At 68.5% G+C, this 16,389-nt stretch carries 16 protein-coding genes and 1 pseudogene; 6 read left to right on the top strand and 11 right to left on the bottom strand.

What is annotated here, in order from left to right; all coding sequences use genetic code 11:
* Positions 1 to 57: 57 nt before the first annotated feature.
* Positions 58 to 600 carry a TetR/AcrR family transcriptional regulator gene (locus A3CU_RS0100185; RefSeq protein WP_027940558.1) on the top strand — a complete coding sequence of 181 codons (543 nt, stop codon included), beginning with the start codon at positions 58 to 60 and terminating at the stop codon, positions 598 to 600.
* Between the two features lie 42 nt (positions 601 to 642).
* Here A3CU_RS0100185 and A3CU_RS42830 read toward each other — a convergent pair whose 3' ends face one another.
* Both A3CU_RS42830 and A3CU_RS42825 read right to left on the bottom strand, forming a co-directional pair.
* The gene (locus tag A3CU_RS42830) at positions 643 to 987 is read right to left on the bottom strand and encodes a DUF6130 family protein (protein ID WP_245616828.1); all 345 of its coding nucleotides are present in this window, start codon (positions 985 to 987) and stop codon (positions 643 to 645) included.
* Positions 988 to 1,092: 105 nt separating this feature from the next.
* The gene (locus A3CU_RS42825; protein WP_084143009.1) at positions 1,093 to 1,479 is read right to left on the bottom strand and encodes a MarR family winged helix-turn-helix transcriptional regulator; all 387 of its coding nucleotides are present in this window, start codon (positions 1,477 to 1,479) and stop codon (positions 1,093 to 1,095) included.
* Between the two features lie 219 nt (positions 1,480 to 1,698).
* On the opposite strand from A3CU_RS42825, the gene A3CU_RS0100170 reads away from it, so the two are divergent.
* Positions 1,699 to 2,499 carry an SDR family NAD(P)-dependent oxidoreductase gene (locus tag A3CU_RS0100170; RefSeq protein WP_027940557.1) on the top strand — a complete coding sequence of 267 codons (801 nt, stop codon included), beginning with the start codon at positions 1,699 to 1,701 and terminating at the stop codon, positions 2,497 to 2,499.
* A gap of 20 nt (positions 2,500 to 2,519) precedes the next feature.
* A complete protein-coding gene (locus A3CU_RS0100165; RefSeq protein WP_027940556.1) occupies positions 2,520 to 3,317 on the top strand; it encodes an SDR family NAD(P)-dependent oxidoreductase in 798 nt (265 codons plus the stop codon).
* 41 nt (positions 3,318 to 3,358) lie between these two features.
* Here A3CU_RS0100165 and A3CU_RS0100160 read toward each other — a convergent pair whose 3' ends face one another.
* From A3CU_RS0100160 to A3CU_RS53815, 3 genes are all read right to left on the bottom strand, one after another.
* The gene (locus A3CU_RS0100160) at positions 3,359 to 3,952 is read right to left on the bottom strand and encodes a TetR/AcrR family transcriptional regulator (RefSeq protein ID WP_245616827.1); all 594 of its coding nucleotides are present in this window, start codon (positions 3,950 to 3,952) and stop codon (positions 3,359 to 3,361) included.
* An 80-nt stretch (positions 3,953 to 4,032) separates the two neighbouring features.
* Positions 4,033 to 4,332 (bottom strand): isocitrate lyase/phosphoenolpyruvate mutase family protein, encoded by a 300-nt coding sequence (locus A3CU_RS55035; RefSeq protein WP_027940554.1) that lies wholly within the window; start codon positions 4,330 to 4,332, stop codon positions 4,033 to 4,035.
* 14 nt (positions 4,333 to 4,346) lie between these two features.
* Positions 4,347 to 4,724: an isocitrate lyase/phosphoenolpyruvate mutase family protein gene (locus A3CU_RS53815; protein WP_027940553.1), complete on the bottom strand. Its 378-nt coding sequence runs from the start codon at positions 4,722 to 4,724 to the stop codon at positions 4,347 to 4,349.
* Positions 4,725 to 4,928: 204 nt separating this feature from the next.
* On the opposite strand from A3CU_RS53815, the gene A3CU_RS0100145 reads away from it, so the two are divergent.
* Positions 4,929 to 5,729, top strand: coding sequence for a FadR/GntR family transcriptional regulator (locus tag A3CU_RS0100145; RefSeq protein ID WP_084143008.1), 801 nt, complete (start codon positions 4,929 to 4,931; stop codon positions 5,727 to 5,729).
* Positions 5,730 to 6,342: 613 nt separating this feature from the next.
* Positions 6,343 to 7,077, top strand: a complete 735-nt coding sequence (locus A3CU_RS0100140; RefSeq protein WP_027940551.1) for a branched-chain amino acid ABC transporter permease — start codon at positions 6,343 to 6,345, stop codon at positions 7,075 to 7,077.
* A 212-nt stretch (positions 7,078 to 7,289) separates the two neighbouring features.
* Here the strand turns inward: A3CU_RS0100140 and A3CU_RS0100130 are convergent, their stop codons facing one another.
* From A3CU_RS0100130 to A3CU_RS0100110, 5 genes are read right to left on the bottom strand one after another with little or no spacing between them, the layout of a single operon-like run.
* Positions 7,290 to 8,441, bottom strand: a complete 1,152-nt coding sequence (locus A3CU_RS0100130; RefSeq protein ID WP_043840488.1) for an acyl-CoA dehydrogenase family protein — start codon at positions 8,439 to 8,441, stop codon at positions 7,290 to 7,292.
* A gap of 44 nt (positions 8,442 to 8,485) precedes the next feature.
* Positions 8,486 to 9,373, bottom strand: coding sequence for an amidohydrolase family protein (locus A3CU_RS0100125; RefSeq protein ID WP_043840452.1), 888 nt, complete (start codon positions 9,371 to 9,373; stop codon positions 8,486 to 8,488).
* Positions 9,370 to 10,734: a 3-hydroxyacyl-CoA dehydrogenase gene (locus A3CU_RS42815; protein WP_052371331.1), complete on the bottom strand. Its 1,365-nt coding sequence runs from the start codon at positions 10,732 to 10,734 to the stop codon at positions 9,370 to 9,372. The genes A3CU_RS0100125 and A3CU_RS42815 overlap by 4 nt, the downstream gene beginning before the upstream one ends.
* A 2-nt stretch (positions 10,735 to 10,736) precedes the next feature.
* The gene (locus tag A3CU_RS0100115; protein ID WP_027940548.1) at positions 10,737 to 12,884 is read right to left on the bottom strand and encodes an acetate--CoA ligase family protein; all 2,148 of its coding nucleotides are present in this window, start codon (positions 12,882 to 12,884) and stop codon (positions 10,737 to 10,739) included.
* Between the two features lie 23 nt (positions 12,885 to 12,907).
* Complete coding sequence (locus A3CU_RS0100110; protein ID WP_027940547.1) at positions 12,908 to 13,705, bottom strand: crotonase/enoyl-CoA hydratase family protein; 798 nt, start codon at positions 13,703 to 13,705, stop codon at positions 12,908 to 12,910.
* Positions 13,706 to 13,828: 123 nt separating this feature from the next.
* Here A3CU_RS0100110 and A3CU_RS49550 point away from each other — a divergent pair, with 123 nt between their 5' ends.
* Positions 13,829 to 14,800 carry an AraC family transcriptional regulator gene (locus A3CU_RS49550; protein WP_052371330.1) on the top strand — a complete coding sequence of 324 codons (972 nt, stop codon included), beginning with the start codon at positions 13,829 to 13,831 and terminating at the stop codon, positions 14,798 to 14,800.
* Positions 14,801 to 14,822: 22 nt separating this feature from the next.
* Here the strand turns inward: A3CU_RS49550 and A3CU_RS42805 are convergent.
* Positions 14,823 to 16,295, bottom strand: a pseudogene (locus A3CU_RS42805) (aldehyde dehydrogenase family protein).
* Positions 16,296 to 16,389 lie beyond the last annotated feature (94 nt).

The raw sequence follows: 16,389 nt of genomic DNA, 5'->3' as shown, positions 1-16,389 counted from the left end.
CTCGACGCTGTAGCGGAAAGGCGCCGGGAACGCGACAGCGAAGGGTATGTTGAGCAGGTGAGAGCCGACGCCGTGCGCAACCTCGAGCTCGTGCTGACCACGGGCGCTCGCATGCTCGCCGACGACCCCGCGACCAGCATCGCCGCGATCGCCGCCGAGGCGGGGGTGGACCGCCGCACCGTCTACCGTCGCTTCGCCAGCCGCGACGAACTGCTGACCGCGGTGTACGAGGCCCGGCTGGACGCGATCGAGGCGGCCGTCGAAGCCGCGCGGCTGCGCGAAGCGCCCGTCCCGGTGGCGCTGCACCGATACGTCGAAGGCATCGTCGGCGTCAACCGCAAGTGGCCGGTCGAGCTGAGCAAGATGCGGTTGGAGCCGCAGATCTGGGCGCGGCGGATGCGCGCGGTCGAGGAGGTCGAGCTGTTCCTGCGGCGGGCCACCGAGGACGGCCTGCTGCGCCCCGGCCTACCCGTCGGCTGGCCGGGCCACGTGCTCGGGCAACTGCTGCACCTCGCGTCACGGGAACTGCGCGACCTGAGCGACGCGCAGGCCGCGGACGTCATCGTGGACACGTTCCTGCGTGGCTTCGGCGCAGCCTAGGTCGTTTCCACGCCGCTGCGGTCCGCCGCCGGCCGTGCCCTCTCAGCGTGTGGGGACGACGAAGTCCACGGTCTTGCTGTCCAGGATCTTGTGCGTCGGATCGGCCAGGCCGATCCACACGCGGTGCGGGCCGGCCGGAAGCCCTTGGATGATCAGCGGTTCGCCGCTGCCGTCGGCCCAGTGCCACGGCGCGTCGTCGACCGTGACGTGGATGTGCCCGATCCGCGGTGACACGTCGAGCGCGTTCGGCCCGTAGACCGACACGATCCGCAGGTTCTCCGCGCGGTAGCGGATCCGACCAGCCCCGTCGCGAGCTGCTCCGGCAGCGGCTGGTCCACCACGAGCACCGGCGGCGGCGCGACGGGAGGCGGGGTGCTCGCCGAACACGCGCTCACGAGAGCGGCGGTGGCGGCGATGGTGGTGACGACGACTGCGCGGATCATGCACCGAACGTAAGTGCCCCGTCATGGGCCCGGCGCCCGTCGGACGACGTCACCGCCGTACGTCACGCAGTGGGGGACGCCCTGGCGGCACGGTGTCCGCGTCGGCGAGCAGGTTGAGCAGCTCGATCAGCTCCGGCACCAGGTTCCGCTGCCGGGCGTCCAGCGCCTGGTCGAGTGCCTGCGCCAGCCAGGTGTCCCGGAGCGTCGACGCGGTCTCGACGGCTTCCCGGCCCTTCGCCGTCGCCTCGATGAGGCTGCGGCGCCCGTCCGCCGGGTCGGGACGGCGCTCGATCAGGCCGTCCCGTTCCAGCGCGGACACGATCTGGGCCATCGGCTGGGGGCGCATGTGCTCGGCCGCCGCGAGGTCACTCGTCGAGACCGCGGTGCCTCCGACGATGCGGTCGAGTGCCACCAGCTGGCTCCTGCTCCACGGCATCGGGGTGCGCAGGCCCTCGGCGCGGAGCCGCCCGCCAAGCGACCTTTTGCTCCTACTATTAGCCTGGATAGCGCGTGAGTCAAGTGTCACTTTCACCCGAGCGTGACCGCGAGTGACGTGTCGAAGTATACGGGCGTAGACTCAATGTCGGTGGCAAAGTCTACATCTGTAGACTTTTCTTCCGGAACGTCATTCAGCTCGGAAGAAAGAAACGCAACGATGGACCTGCAACTGACCGGCAAGCGGATCCTGGTGACCGGATCCAACTCGGGACTCGGCGAAGCCATGGTCAACCTCCTGGCTGCCGAAGGGGCGGCCGTGATCGTGCACGGGCGCGACGAAGCCCGTGCCAAGGCGGTCGCGGACGCGATCACCACCGCCGGCGGCAAGGCCGAGGTCGTCCTCGGTGACCTGACGACGGACGCGGGTGCGGACGCCGTGGCCGAAGCCGCGCTCGCGGGTGGACCCGTGGACGTCCTGGTCAACAACGCCGGCGCCTACGAGCACGTGTCCTGGATGGCCTCCACCCCGCAGGACTGGCGGGAGACCTACGAGGGCAACGTCATCTCGGGTGTCCGGATGATCCAGCGCCTCGTCCCGCAGATGCGGGGGCGGGGCTGGGGCCGCGTGATCACCATCGGTGGGGGCCTGGCGATCCAGCCGATGAACACCCACCCGCAGTACAACGCCACCCTGGCCGCCCGGCACAACCTCGCGGTGTCCCTGGCCCGCGAGCTAAGCGGCACCGGCGTGACCTCCAACGTGGTCTCGCCCGGCGCGATCGTGGTCGACGCGGTCAAGGACCTCCTGATGCACATCGGCCCGGACCGGGGCTGGGGCACCGAGTGGTCCGAGATCGAGGAGGCGGCGGCCAAGGAGCTCGTCCCGAACGACACCGGGCGGATGGGCCGGCCCGACGAGATCGCGACCGCGGTGGCCTACCTCGCCAGCCCGCTGTCCGGCTACATCAGCGGCGCCACCCTGCGCGTCGACGGTGGCTTCATCCGCAAGGTCAACTGACGCGCGGGAAGGGGATTTCCATGGATTTGCAGCTCAACGGCAAGCGCGCCCTCGTCACCGGGTCGAGCGCAGGCCTAGGCGAGGCCACGGCGGCGCTGCTCGCCGCGGAGGGGGCCGCCGTGGTGGTGCACGGCCGTGACGAGGCCCGCGCCGCGAAGGTGGCCGACGCCATCCGGGCGGCCGGCGGGCGCGCCGACGTCGCCGTGGGTGATCTGGCCACCGACGCCGGTGCGTACGCGGTCGCCGAGACCGCACTGGCCGGTGGCCCGGTGGACATCCTGGTCAACAACGCCGGAGCCTACGACGAGCTGTCCTGGACGCAGGCGACCCCGGAAACCTGGTCCCGGACCTACGAGACGAACGTGATCTCCGGCGTGCGGATGATCCAGCGGATCGTGCCCGGGATGCGGGAGCGCGGCTGGGGCCGCATCATCCAGATCGGCGGTGGCCTGGCGATCCAGCCGATCCCGATGGAGCCGCACTACAACGCGACGCTGGCCGCGCGGCACAACCTCGCGGTCTCGCTCGCCCGTGAACTCAGTGGCACGGGGGTGACCTCCAACGTTGTGGCGCCGGGGGCGACCCTGGTCGACTCGGTCCGCAAGCTGCTCACCAACCTCGCGCCGAGCCACGGCTGGGGCGAGACGTGGGAGGAGATCGAGGCGGCTGCCGCGCGGGACTTCGTGCCCAACGACACCGGTCGGTTCGGCCGGCCGGAGGAGATCGCCGCGGCGGTCGCGTTCCTGGCCAGCCCGCTCGCCGGCTACGTCAGCGGAGCGATCCTGCGCGTCGACGGCGGCACCATCCGGACCCTGTAGAAGTCCAATGTGGAGGGCGGGGTGATCAGCCCTCCACCCGATCAGGTGCCGGTGCCGGTCAGTTGCCCGAAGAGCTGTTCCACCAAGGGGGTCAGCTTGTCCGGATCGGCATCCTGGAGAGCGGGAGTACCGATGACCTTGCGCATCAGCCAGATCCCGGCGATGAGCGCCAGCAGAAGTTCCGACCGTTCCGGCGCGGCGCCGCCGGAGAGCCGGGCCAGCAGGTCGGCGCCGACGTGCTTCTCGATGCTGTCCCGGATGATCTCGGTGGTGCGCGGGTTGCCCACCGAACGCAGCATCAGCAGGAACGGGTCGAGGTCGTCGGCGTCGGGGGCGGTGCGGGACACCAGCCGGACGGCGGCCTCGTGCGCCAGCGTCGCGGCGTCGCCGCTGACTACCGTGCGCGGGGCGAACGAGGTGTCCACCGCCTCGACGAACAGCTGCTCCTTGGACCCGAAGTAGCGGTTGACGAGCATCGCGGTGACCCCGGCCGCCTTCGCGATCTCCCGCACGCCGACACCGTCGTACCCGTGCTGGGTGAAGGCGGTGATCGCCGACTGCAGGATCGCGACCCGGGTCTCCGCGGCGTTGCGGCGCCGGGGTGCGGGCTCGGTCACTGTCCCTTCGTCGCTCATTCTACGAGTGTAGACCGGCGAGCGGGCACAGCTTGACGTGCTTGCTCCTACTATTAACGTATTAACCGTGCGGTCACGTTCTAGGAGGAATGATGACTGGTCAGGGGCCGCTCGAAGGCCGGGTGGCGATCGTCACCGGCGCCGGCCGGGAGATCGGCCGCGGCGAAGCGCTCGCGCTGGCGGCGGCCGGCGCCAGCGGCCGCCAGCTGCTCGTCGTCGGCGGCGAGGAGCATCGCGATGTCCGCGCCGGCCTCGAAGTAGGCCTCTAGCCGCTCGATGGCGGCGTCGAAGCTCTCGTTCTGCACGGCGCCGGTGCGTGCGATGACGAGCAGGTCCGGATCGCGGCGCGCCTCGACCACGCAAGCGATCTTGGCAACCATCTCCTGCTGCGTGATCAGGTGCTCGATGTGGCGGTGGTGGCTCGCCCGTTTCGGGGCGACCTGTCCTCGAGCTCGATCGCGTGGACGCCCGCGTGCTCCAGCTCGCGCACCATGCCCGCGACGTGGATGGCATCGCCGAACCCGACGTTCCCGTCGGCGATCAGCGGCAGCCGCGAGCGGCGGCGGATCTGCCAGGCCGTGGTGGCCAGCTCCGTCAGCGTCAGCAGGGCTTCCGAAACCGCCATCGAGTAGCCCAGACCGCCACCGCCGAGGTAGCCCCCGTCATATCCCAGCTGTTCGCACAGCCGGGCCGTCAGTGCGCCGGGGGCACCATTGCACGAACAGTGGCTCGTCGCCGTCCAGGCGTCGGCGGAACTCGGCGCGTTCCACATCGAGCATCGTCGCTCCAGACCTCGTAGTTGCTCCTACTATTATCCCATAGCTGGCTCGAAGCTGTCGAACAAGTACACACTCGTAGACAAAAAATCGCGCCGGACCAGCGATATCGTGGGCATGTTGCGCTGAACGGCCGGTCTGATGCGCACGGTAGGCTACTAACATCCGCATGTTCGGACCGGTAGCGAGAGGGGTGGGCCATGGTGGGGGGCGGGCCGCGCGAAGCCGAGGGGGCGGACCGCGCGAGGACGCCTCGACGTCGTCCGGAAGGGCGCCGCGCGCGGAAGGTCTCGCTGGCGATCGCCCAGCGCATCGTGGACGACATCACCGAGGATAAGCTCGAGCCCGGCACCAAGCTGGCGACCGAGCGCGAGATGATGGCGCGCTTCGCTACCGGCCGCGGCACCCTGCGGGAATCGCTGCGTTTCCTGGAGATGAGCGGGGTCATCAACGTCAAGGCCGGGCCGCAGGGCGGGCCGTTCGTCTCCGAGCCGGACGCTCACGACCTCGCCGGCACGCTCGGGCTGTTCTCCCAGCTGCGCGGGCTGCCGTTCAAGGCGCTCGTCTCCGCGCGGGAGATCCTGGAGCCGGAGCTCGCGGCACTGGCCGCGGAGTCGGCGGCCGATGAGGACATCGCCGAGATCGAGGACTCGATCGCCGGGATGCGCGAGTTCCTGAGCGACGAGCAGAACTTCCTCGCCGAGAACGACCGTTTCCACGCTGCGGTGGCCGCTGCCGCGGGCAACGAGCTGTTCGGTCTGCTGATCTCGTCGCTGCACCTGATCACCGACGGTATGCCGCTCGGCGTGAGCTACCCGGAGACCCGTCGTGCCGCGGTGCTGCGCGCGCACGAGGCGGTGTTCGAGGCGATCAGCACGAAGGACCCCGAGGGCGCGCGCTGGGCGATGCGCCGTCACATGCGCGAGTTCCGCCGGTACGTCGAGGAGAAGTTCCCGCTCGTGTACGAGCGGCCCGTGCGGTGGCGCGACATCGCACCGTGATCCCGGCGCCGCCCGCCGGACGTGGGAGCCGGTGGAGGTGCGGTCCCGTCCTGCGTGGTGGCCGGTATGTGCTGTCCGTCGTGGGTGCCGCGGGCGGCTGTTGCCGGGTGGCCGGTGAGTCCCTGCGGCCGTGGGCAAGCCCCGCAGGAGCCGGGGTAGCCGCGGAGGGCGTGGCAGGGTCCGGCGCCGGAGGTGACCACAACACCCGGTCGTGGTGATCGCGCTTCCGGGCGTGCTGGTGGTTCCACCAATCCACGGTTGGCGGGAGCCGGAGTTCCCGGGGCGTGCCGGGCCGCCCTCGCCGGTTCGTGCTCGGTCGAGCGGTTCCCCTCCGCCGCCGGGAGCTTCCGGCGGCGGAAAACCAAGGCACTTGCCAGCCCGTCAATTTGCTCCTAACATTACCCTAATCTCCGCCGGTGACCACATCGAACCGGCGGTCAGCAGACCGAGCACACCAGCCTCCGGCCAGGCTCGCCACCACCGCCGAGGCCTCGCGGCGAGCATCCTCGCCGCACGGTCACGGCCGCACGGATCCTGAGGACGCGTTCCGAATAAGGACACTGGCTGATCGCCAGGCAGCGAACGACGCCAGTGTCAGGCAGGCGGAGAGAACATGATCCAATACGTGATCGCCGGGCTCGTGCTCGGCGGTATCTATGCGATCGCCTCGGCGGGCATCGTCGTCACCTACCGCGCGGCTGGCATCCTGAACTTCGGGTTCGGCGCCCTCGCCTACTTCATCTCGCGGTTCTACTACTTCCTGCACACGCAGCACGGCTGGGCCATCGCCCCGGCGGCGCTGGTTTCGGTGGTGCTGGCGGGTCCTGCGCTCGGCGTCGTGCTGTACTTCGGGCTCTTCCGGTTGCTGCGCCTGGCCGCACCACTGGTGCAGGTGATGGTGACGCTCGGCGTTTCGGTGTGCCTGCCCACGATCGCCGCGCTCGTGTTCGGCAACGTCCCGATCGTCAAGGCACCCGGCCTCGCCCCCGAGCCGGTGCGGGTGTTCCGGATCGTCGGGGTTCCGGTGACGATGGACCAGCTCATCGTGTACGTCAGCGTCGTCGTGGTCCTGGTCGTGGGCGCGCTGGTCCTGCGCTGCACCGACGTGGGCCTGCGGGTGCGGGCGATGGTCGACTCCCCGGCGATGACCGCGCTGTCCGGCACCAACCCGAAGCTCGTCTCGGTCGGGGTGTGGGCCATGAGCGTGTTCCTGGCGGGGCTGGCCGGTGTGCTGTCCGCCCCGATCATCGGCCTCGCCCCGGCCGACCACACGCGGGGAGTTCCTCGATCCGCACGGTTTCGACGACGCGGACGTCGTGCGCGAGGAGGTTCAACCGAGCCGGCATGAACGAGCGCACGCGGTCACGTTCGGGAGACTGGTGCACTTCACGGGCATCCGGTCCCTGACCGGTCGCCAACCGCCACAGCAGTGGATCAGCCTCCTGACCCGGGCTGATACTCAAATCAGGAAGCTCTTCCACGACCATCGGGACGACAGGATTTGAACCCGCGACTCGAGTTCCCGGCCACCGGCCTTCACGCCAGGTGTCGCACGTGGACTCATTCCCCTATGGAACCCAGCTTGGCGTGGCCCTTGATCAGATTGCGGGCGATCGTGCGGCGCTGGATTTCGTCGGTGCCTTCGTAGATCCGCATGACGCGCAGGTCCCGGTACCAGCGCTCGACGGGCAGTTCCTTCGTGTAGCCCATCGCACCGTGGATCTGCATCACCCGATCGACCACCTGGTTCGCCATCACCGAACCGTGCAGCTTCGCGATCGAAATGGCGTGGCGAGCGTCCATGCCCCGCTCGACCCGCCAGGCGGCGTGCAGCGTGAGCCACTTGGCTGATGCTATCTCCACCTCGCTGTCCGCGATCTGCCACTGGATCGCCTGGTAGTGGGCGATCGGGTGGCCCATCGACTGACGGACACGCGCATAGTCGATTGCCATCCCCAACAGCCTTTCGGCCGCGCCGATGGCCATAGACGGTATGACGTAGCGCTTCTGGCCGATCCACGACAACGCCAGATCCAGGCCACCGCCGACCTCGCCGAGGACGTTCGACCCAGGCACGCGAACGTCCTCAAAGGACAGCGACGCACACAACCGCTGTCCCATGAGCGGGATCGGAGACGACTTCCAGCCCATCTCCCTGTCCACGAGGAACGCGGTGATGCCTTCACCGGTCCGGGCGAACAGAATGCAGAAGTCCGCCTCCGAGCCCCCGGTGATGAAGGTTTTCTCACCGTTGATCACCCAGTCACCACCATCGCGCCGGGCGGTAGCGCGGATGTTGCGGGCGTCAGATCCAGCGCCCGGCTCGGTGAGGGCAAAACACGCCCGGCGTTCACCGGCGATCGTCGGCAGCAGGTATGAGTCGCGCTGTTGCCCTGTGCAGGCGAACAAGATGTTGTCGGCCTCACCCCCGAACCGGAACGGGACGAAGGTGCGCCCGAGTTCCATCTCCACAATGGAGTGCATGACTGCGCCGAGCGCGATGCCGCCATACTCCTCGGGGAGGGTGATTCCCCAGAATCCCGCCGCTCGCGCCTTCTCCTGCAGGTCGCGGAGAATTCCGGGCTCGAGCGGCGCGAGCCCCGACCGCTCGTTGCGCAGCACACTCTCCTCGAGCGGTTTTAGCTCTCGGTCGACGAAACTCCGGATCGTGTCGCGCACGGCCCTTTCTTCGTCGGAAAGTGAAAAATCGATCACTACAGGCTCCCAGACGTTGTGTTCACAAAGCGGAGCGCGGCTTACAGGCCCAGCAACCGCACCGCGTTGTTCTTCAATAGGCCAGATTTGACCTCGTCGCGAATACCGGTCTTCTCCAGGTCGGCGAGCCAGCGGTCCGGAGTGATCAACGGGAAGTCGCTGCCGAAGAGAACCCGATCGCGCAGCAGGGTGTTGGCGTATTGCACGAGGATCGGTGGAAAGTACTTCGGCGACCAGCCGGATAGTTCGAGGTAGACCTGCGGCTTGTGGACGGCGATCGCGAGCGCTTCTTCCTGCCATGGGAACGAAGGATGCGCGAGTACGATCGGCATATCGGGGAAGTCGGTCGCGACATCGTCGAGGTGCAGCGGATTAGAATATTTCAGCCTGATCCCTCCGCCGCCCCGGGTGCCGGCACCCGCTCCGCTCTGTCCGGTGTGGAACAACGCCGGGACACGGTGAGCGTTGAGCACCTCGTAGAGGTCGTAGGCGCTGCGGTCATTGGGAAAGAACGCCATCGAGTTCGGGTGGAACTTGAACCCGCGGACACCACCCTCGGTGATGAGCCGTTCCGCCTCACGTGCCGCCTGCTCGCCACGGGCGGGATGCACGCTGGCGAAGGGAATCACGATGTCGCTGTGCTGCGCGGCAAGTTCGACTATCTCATCGTTGCGCAGGATCGGATCGGGCTTCGTCGGTCCTTTGTCGACAGTGAAGGTGACCGCCGCGATGCCGCGTTCACGATAGTAAGCCGCGAGGTCCGGAAGAGTCGCGGGAGGCGTGTCACCCGACTTGAAGTACTTCGCCATCGCGGCCAGTGTCTCGTTGTGCGCCGGTTCGGTCTCGTGCACCGAGGCGTGCACGTGAGTGTGCATGTCCAGTGCCGTGATCGCCGCGACGTCGATCGCGGGCCGATAGGTGGTCGTCATTCCGTCTCTCCCTGCTTCGCGCCGGCACTTGGACCGGTGAATGTCGCACCGTCGCGGGCGAGGCGCACCAGCAGAGGTGCGGGTTCCCACCACACGCCGTGTTCCTCGTGCAGCCGCTCGATGTCGGCCAGTACCGTGGAAAGCCCGATCGAGTCGGCCCAATACAGCGGGCCGCCCTTGGTCTTGGGGAAGCCATAACCCGTGGTGTAGACGGCGTCGACGTCGCCCGGCTTGGCCGCGACACCCTGCTCCACCAACCACGCACCCCTGTTGACCAGCGCGTACAGGCAGCGCTTGAGAATCTCCTCGTCGCTGACCTTCCTGCGCTCGATTCCGATGCGCGCGGAGTACGCGACGATCTCACGGTCCATCTCGGGGTCGCGGTGCGCCGTCCGGTCTCCCGGCTCATACCGGTACCAGCCCGCACCGGTCTTCTGGCCGAGACGGCCGAGGTCGACGGGCAGCAAGCCGAGATCCGTGTAACGGCGGTCCTTCGGCCTGGTCGCGATCGCCTTACGCTTGGAATCCACGCCCAGATCGAGGCCCGACATGTCGGTCATGGTGAAAAGGCCCATGGCGAAGCCGAAATCGGTCAGCACACGATCGACGTCGCTCGGGAACGCTCCCTCCTCGACAACGAAGAACGCCTCCCTGCGATAGTCGAAAAGCATGGCGTTGCCGATGAAGCCGTGCGAGTTGCCCGCCCGCACCGCCACCTTGCCCAGTAGCCTTCCCAGTGCCATCGCCTCGGCCAGTGTCGCCGGGCCCGTCGCCGCGCCGGGTACGACCTCGAGCAGGCGCATGACGTGGGCCGGGCTGAAAAAGTGCGTTCCGACGACCCGATCGGGCCTGCTCGTCGCGGACGCGATCGCGTCGATGTCGAGCGCCGAGGTGTTGGTGCCCAGCAGCACATCAGCCTTCACATGGCGGTCCAGCGCGCGGAAGACCTCCTGCTTGACATGCATCTCCTCGAAGACCGCCTCCACGACGACGTCCGCGTCGGCAACCGCGGCCAGGTCGGCGACCGGGGTGATCAGTCCGATGCGGCGGTCCGCCACGGACTGTTCGAGCCGCCCCCGGCGCACGCTCGACGCGTAGTTCGCCTTGATCCGTTCGATCCCCCGCGCCAGGTCGTCGGCACCGCGGTCGATCAACGTCACCGGCACCTCGGCGTTCGCCAGCGCCATGGCGATCCCGCCGCCCATCGTTCCAGCCCCCACCACCGCGGCTCGTACCGGTCGCCAGGCGGGATCGACCTCGGGAAGGCCGGGAATGTCGGCGGCCGCCTCCTGTGTGTGCCGCACGTATTCGACCGCCGCCTCCTCTTCCGGGGTCGCCGGCGTTTTCTTGTGCTGGGTCATCCTTACCTCCGGGTGTCCTCGGGGGAGCACGCGATCAGCACGTCCAGCGCCGTGGCGCCGTCCGGCCGGGCGAGCAACGGGTTGATGTCGAGCTCGGCGATCTCGGGGTGCGCCACCATCAGCCGTCCGACCGTGGAGACGACACGTGCGACCGCGTCCAGATCGACCGCACGGGATCCCCGGAAGTCCCCGAGGAGTTTCGCCGACCGGAGGGCGCGCAGTTCGCCGACGATCTCGGCCTCGGACAGATCCGGCGGGATCAACCGCACATCGCCGATCGCCTCGACCCACACCCCACCGAGCCCCACCATCACCACCGGGCCCCACTCCGGGTGGCGTTTAGCGCCGACCATCAGCTCGACACCCTTGGGTGCCATTGCCTCGACGAGAACGCCGTCGAACAAGCGCACCCCGGCCTCGGCGACGCGCTCGGTCAGCCGGTCCCACGCCGCGCGCAACGCGCTCTCGTCGGGAATGCCGAGCACCAGACCGCCTGCCTCGGTCTTGTGCTGGAGATCGGCCGCCTGTGCCTTCGCCGCGACCGGGTAGCCGACCTTGGCCGCGATCTCCACTGCCTGCTCCACGGTCGTGGCCAGCTCGCCGTCCGGAACGGGAATTCCTTGTGCGGCAACGAACCTCTTGCCCGCCCACTCCGGCCGCGCTCCCGGCCCGAGACCGCTGGGCTCGGCTACGTCCGCGGACTCCGCGACGGTGCCACGGGCGCGCGCCAGCGTGCGTCCATACCTCGTGACGGCGGCCATCGCGCGGATGATGCGCTCGGGGGAACCGGAGACGACCATCCCGTGTTCCTTCGCGTAGCTCTTGAGGTCCTCGTCGAGTGGCTTCACGTCCCCCAGCAGTCCGATCGCGACGGGCTTGGGCTGGCCCGAAGCAGCCCTGGTGACCTCCTCCAGCATGCGAAGATTGGCGGCCGCGCTGACGAAGGGGACGGCGACGACGACCGAACCGATCCGGTCGTCGGCCAGCACCGCGGCGAGACCGTCGTGGTACAGCTCCGGGTCCGTCGCGGTGACCGTGCCGAGGTCCAGTGGATTGCCCGGCTTCATGTAGGACGGCATACGCGCCGTGAGGGTCTCCACGGTGTGCGGCGATAACTCCGGCACGTCGGCACCGAGATCGCCCAGAGCGTCCAGTGCGATCGAGCAGAACGCGCCGGAGGTGGTGACGACCGCCGTGTCGGCCGCGGGTGGCCGCGGATACCGCGCGAGGATCTCCCCGACGTCGACCAGCTCCTCAAGGGATTCCACGACGCACGCGCCGGTATGGGTCAGCAACGTCTTCATCACGCCGTAGTCGGCGGCGAGGGCCCCTGTGTGGGAGGCCGCCGCCACCTTGCCGCGTTCGCTGCGACCGGTGTGCATGAGCACCAGCACTTTGCCGTTCGCGCGCATCTTCCGCACCGCGCCAAGAAGCCCGCGTGGGTCGCGAATGTCCTCGGCGTAGACGACGACCCCGCTCGTCGCCGGATCTTCGGCAAGGTGATCGAGGTAGTCGGCCAGGGTAAGCCCGGCCTCGTTGCCTGTCGAGACGCAGTACGAGATGGGGACCCCACGAGCACGCAGACCCTCGCGCACCATCGCCATGAGGCCGCCGCTCTGCGCGAGTACGGCGAGCGCACCCGTCGTTTCCTCGGCGAGTTTTCGCACCGGGATCTGCGGGATGAAGATGGTGTTGAGCGGGTTGACGTAGTTGATGAAGCCGATGCAGTTCGGCCCCGCCAGCGCCAGACCGCCCTCCCGCGCCAGCCTGCCGATCTCGGCCTGCTCTGCTCGTCCGGCGTCGCCGAGCTCGGCGAACCCGGCAGCGTAGACCACCGCGACGCGCACGCCCCGGCGCACGCACGCCTTCACCGCATCCTTGACCGCACCGGCCGGCAGGATCAGCAGAGCAAGATCGACGCCATCGGGAAGCTCGTCGACGCCGGCCAGTACCGGGCGTCCGACGATCTCGCCACCGGAGCGGCCGACCAGGTGAATGTCTCCGGCGTAGTTGTCCTGGAACAGGTGATCGAGCAGTCTGCGGCTGGACGCCTCCGGCTTCGCCGAGATGCCGACGATCGCGATCGACCGCGGCTCGAGCATGGTGGCGACCGCGGTGCGGGGCGGCGCGGCCGAATGCTGTGTCGTCATGGACGGCTTCTCCCTTAAGTGGATCAGTTCCGCGGAGCGGGGTGAGGGGCGAGGGGCTTGGCTCGCTTCTCCAGGAAGTCGAGCAGGCGTTCGGTTCCGGCGGAAGCGGCGTTGCGACCGATGAGGGTCTCCACGAACAGGGCGTCGTCGTAGGACATGTCGTTGACCCGGCTGAGTCCCTGGGTGATCGACCAGTTGGTCTCGACCCGGTTGCCCGCGATGACGGTGGCGAGCTCCTTGGCCTTCTCGATCGCCTTGCCCTCGTCGACGCGGTACTGCACCAGGTTCTGGGCGTAGGCCTCGTCAGCGCCCAGAACCCGCCCGGTCAGCATCATGTCCGTCATCCGGGCGTTGCCCACCAGCCGCTGGATGCGGACCGATCCACCCGCGCCGACGAAGATCCCGCGCTGGGCCTCGGGGAGCGCGAAGAACGCTGTGTCGTCGGCGACCCGCACGTGTGTCGCGGCCGCGACCTCCAGTCCCGCACCGATCACCGCACCGGAGAGCGCGGCAACGAAGGGGATGCGACCACGCGCGATCTTGTCGAAGGCGATGTGCGGCATGTACGGCCCCGCGTGCGGAGGCCGCTTTCCTCCGTTCTCCTTCAGCCGGCGAGCGAGGTCGGCCAAGTCCAGCCCGGCCGAGAAGTGCGGGCCGTGTCCGAACAGGACGGCCGCGCGCGCTTCCTGTCCCGCCTTATCCGCCAGCCGGCCCAGGTCGGCGAACATCGCCTCGGGCATGGCATTCCGCTTCTCCGGGCGGTTGATGCCGATCAACGCGATGTCGTTGTCGAGCTCGTAGCTGAGTAGGTCTTCCGACATCGTGGTCTCCTTTGTTCCGTGCTCGGGAAGCAGGCCGGATTGCCTTCAGTAAATGCTCGGAAATCAGGACTGTCCATGACACTATGTCGCTGAAACCGACTAAATCGTCCAGTGGAGATCCCGATGGTGACGCACGTCAACCGAGAGAAGACCGTCCCCGAGGGAGAGGATGTCGACGTGCTGGCGTCACTGCTGGATGTCCACCGGCTCACGACCGTCGTCGCGGGAAGGATCGACCTCGCGCCACCCTGGCGGCTCGACAGTGAACCCACCGACCTGGTGTCGATACTCGTGCAGGCCGTCGGACAGAGCTACCTGGTGCGCAAGGAGGACGCCGAACCCGTCGTCATGAATCCCGGCGACGTGGTGATCCAGCTGCGCGGCGTCGGAGGCGGGTACATCCACGACGGATCCGACCCGGCCACCACCACGTGGATGCTCACCCCGAAGCCAGGGCGAACCGCGACACCGGCCCCGTTGCGGCTGACTCCGGACAACCCGGCCAGCTCGTTCGTGTGCTGCCTGATGCGCCTTGGCGACGCACCGCGCGGCCCTTTGCTGGACAGCCTTCCCGCGGTCACTCATATCTCGACGCGGGCATCCGGGACATCCGGACAGATCTGGCGTGTCGCGGAAATGATGATCTCGGAGAGCACGTCTCCCGGCCCCGCCAGCACCCGCCTGATGAGCAGGCTGGCGGAGGTGCTGCTGATCCTCGCGCTCCGGCGGCAAGCCAACGATCGCGCCGGCAAGCCGGGTCTGCGGGCCCTCGCCGATCCGCTGATCGCGCCGGCGATCAAGGCGATCCACGCCGACCCGGGGCAGCACTGGTCGGTCGCCTCGCTGGCCGCGATCTGCGGGCTTTCCCGCTCGGCGTTCGCGGCCCGGTTCGCCGAAACGGTCGGCGAGGCCCCGCACTCTTATCTGACCGGCTGGCGCATGGCGACAGCGGCGAAAATGATCAGCACGACCGATACCACAGTGGACAGAATCGCGGAAATGGTCGGCTATCGCAGCGAGGCCGCGTTCCGCCGGGCCTTCACCGCCGCCATCCACCGCACACCGCGCGAATACCGCGCCCACGGGCGCCGCTGAAGTCCTGTTCCACAATGGATGGTCAGAACGGGTAGCGCTCGATCGACGTCTGAGCGGTCACCCACTGCACCTCGCTGAAGGTGTCCAGGCTCGCGCTGCCGCCGAAACGGCCGCCGGTGCCCGACGCCTTCACCCCGCCGAAAGGCGCCACCGCCTCGTCGTCGACGGTCTGGTCGTTGATGTGCACGGCGCCGGACTCGATGCGCTCGGCGAGTTCGATCGCGCCGAACGCGTCAGTGGTGAGAATCCCGACGGACAGACCGTATTCGGAGGAGTTGATGATCTCGATCGCCTCCTCCACCGTCTCGTAGGTGGTCACCGGCGCGACCGGACCGAAGATCTCTTCGCAGAAGGCAGGAGCGTCCTTCGGCACGTCGGCGAGCACGGTGGGCCGGTAGAACAGCCCTTCGTAACTACCGCCCGCCGCCAGGGCGGCGCCCCGCTCGACGGTGCGGACAACCAGATCATGGATCCGGTCGCGCTGACGTGCGTCGATCACCGGACCGAGCGCGTTAGCGGGGTCCTCCGGGTCCCCGACCTTGATCGCGGTGGCCTTCTCGGCGAGCTTCGCGACGTACTCCTCGGCCTTGTCGGCAGGCACAAGATGGCGGCCGGTGGTCATGCAGATCTGGCCCTGGTGGAGGAACGAACCGAAGGCACCAGCCGAGGCGGCGTCGTCGAGGTCGGCATCGGGCAGGACGAGCAACGCGTTGTTGCCACCCAACTCCAGGTGGACCTTCTTCAGCAGCGGGGCCGCCGCGGCGCCGATCACCCGCCCGGCCGCGGTCGACCCGGTAAAGGAGATGCACGGCACGCCAGGGTGGGCCACCAGCGCCTCTCCTACGTCCGCCCCGCCAGGCAACACGTGCAGCAGGCCCTCGGGCAGGCCGGCCTCGGCGAGCAACTCCGCCTATGCGAGCCCGCCGGAGATCGGGGTGCGCGGATCGGGTTTGAGGATTACCGCGTTACCCACGGCCAACGCGGGAGCGACCGAGCGCATGGACAGCAGGGCTGGAAAGTTGAACGGCGAGATCACACCGATCACCCCGAGGGGAACCCTCCGGGAGAAGGAGAACCGCCGCTTGGCGCTGCGCAGCAGCTCACCATACGGTCGCGCGGCCAGTGTCGCGGACTCGTGGAGTTTGGACACCACGAGGCCGGTCTCGCGCCGGGCCTTGCCCTGTGCGGATCCGGACTCGGGCGCCAGCCAGCGCCGTAACCGATGGGGGTCGGCGGTCAGCAGGGCCGCCGCGTTGCGCAGGACGGCGGTGCGCTGGTCATAGGGCAAGGCTGCCCACTCACGCTGCGCCGCCTTGGCGATGCCGACGGCCCGGTCGACGTCGGCGGCGGAAGCCACCCCGACCGACGCGACGGGCCGCCCCGTGCCCGGTGCGGTCACCGCAAGGACGCCGGCTGCGCCCGCGACCCATCCGCCGCTGAAGATCTTGCCGTTCCATGCTGGAGTGTGGTCATCGGTGTCGAGAGGTGGGGTCATGGTCAGTTTCCCGCCGTCGTGGTCAGTGTTTGTTGGCAAAGGCGCTTACCTCCGGATGGCGCGTGCGAGGACTCACCTCGACCAGGAATCTCAC

Source organism: Amycolatopsis taiwanensis DSM 45107 (assembly GCF_000519205.1).
In the GTDB taxonomy this organism is placed as follows: Bacteria; Actinomycetota; Actinomycetes; order Mycobacteriales; family Pseudonocardiaceae; genus Amycolatopsis_E; species Amycolatopsis_E taiwanensis.
This window is presented reverse-complemented; position numbering and strand designations above follow the sequence as displayed.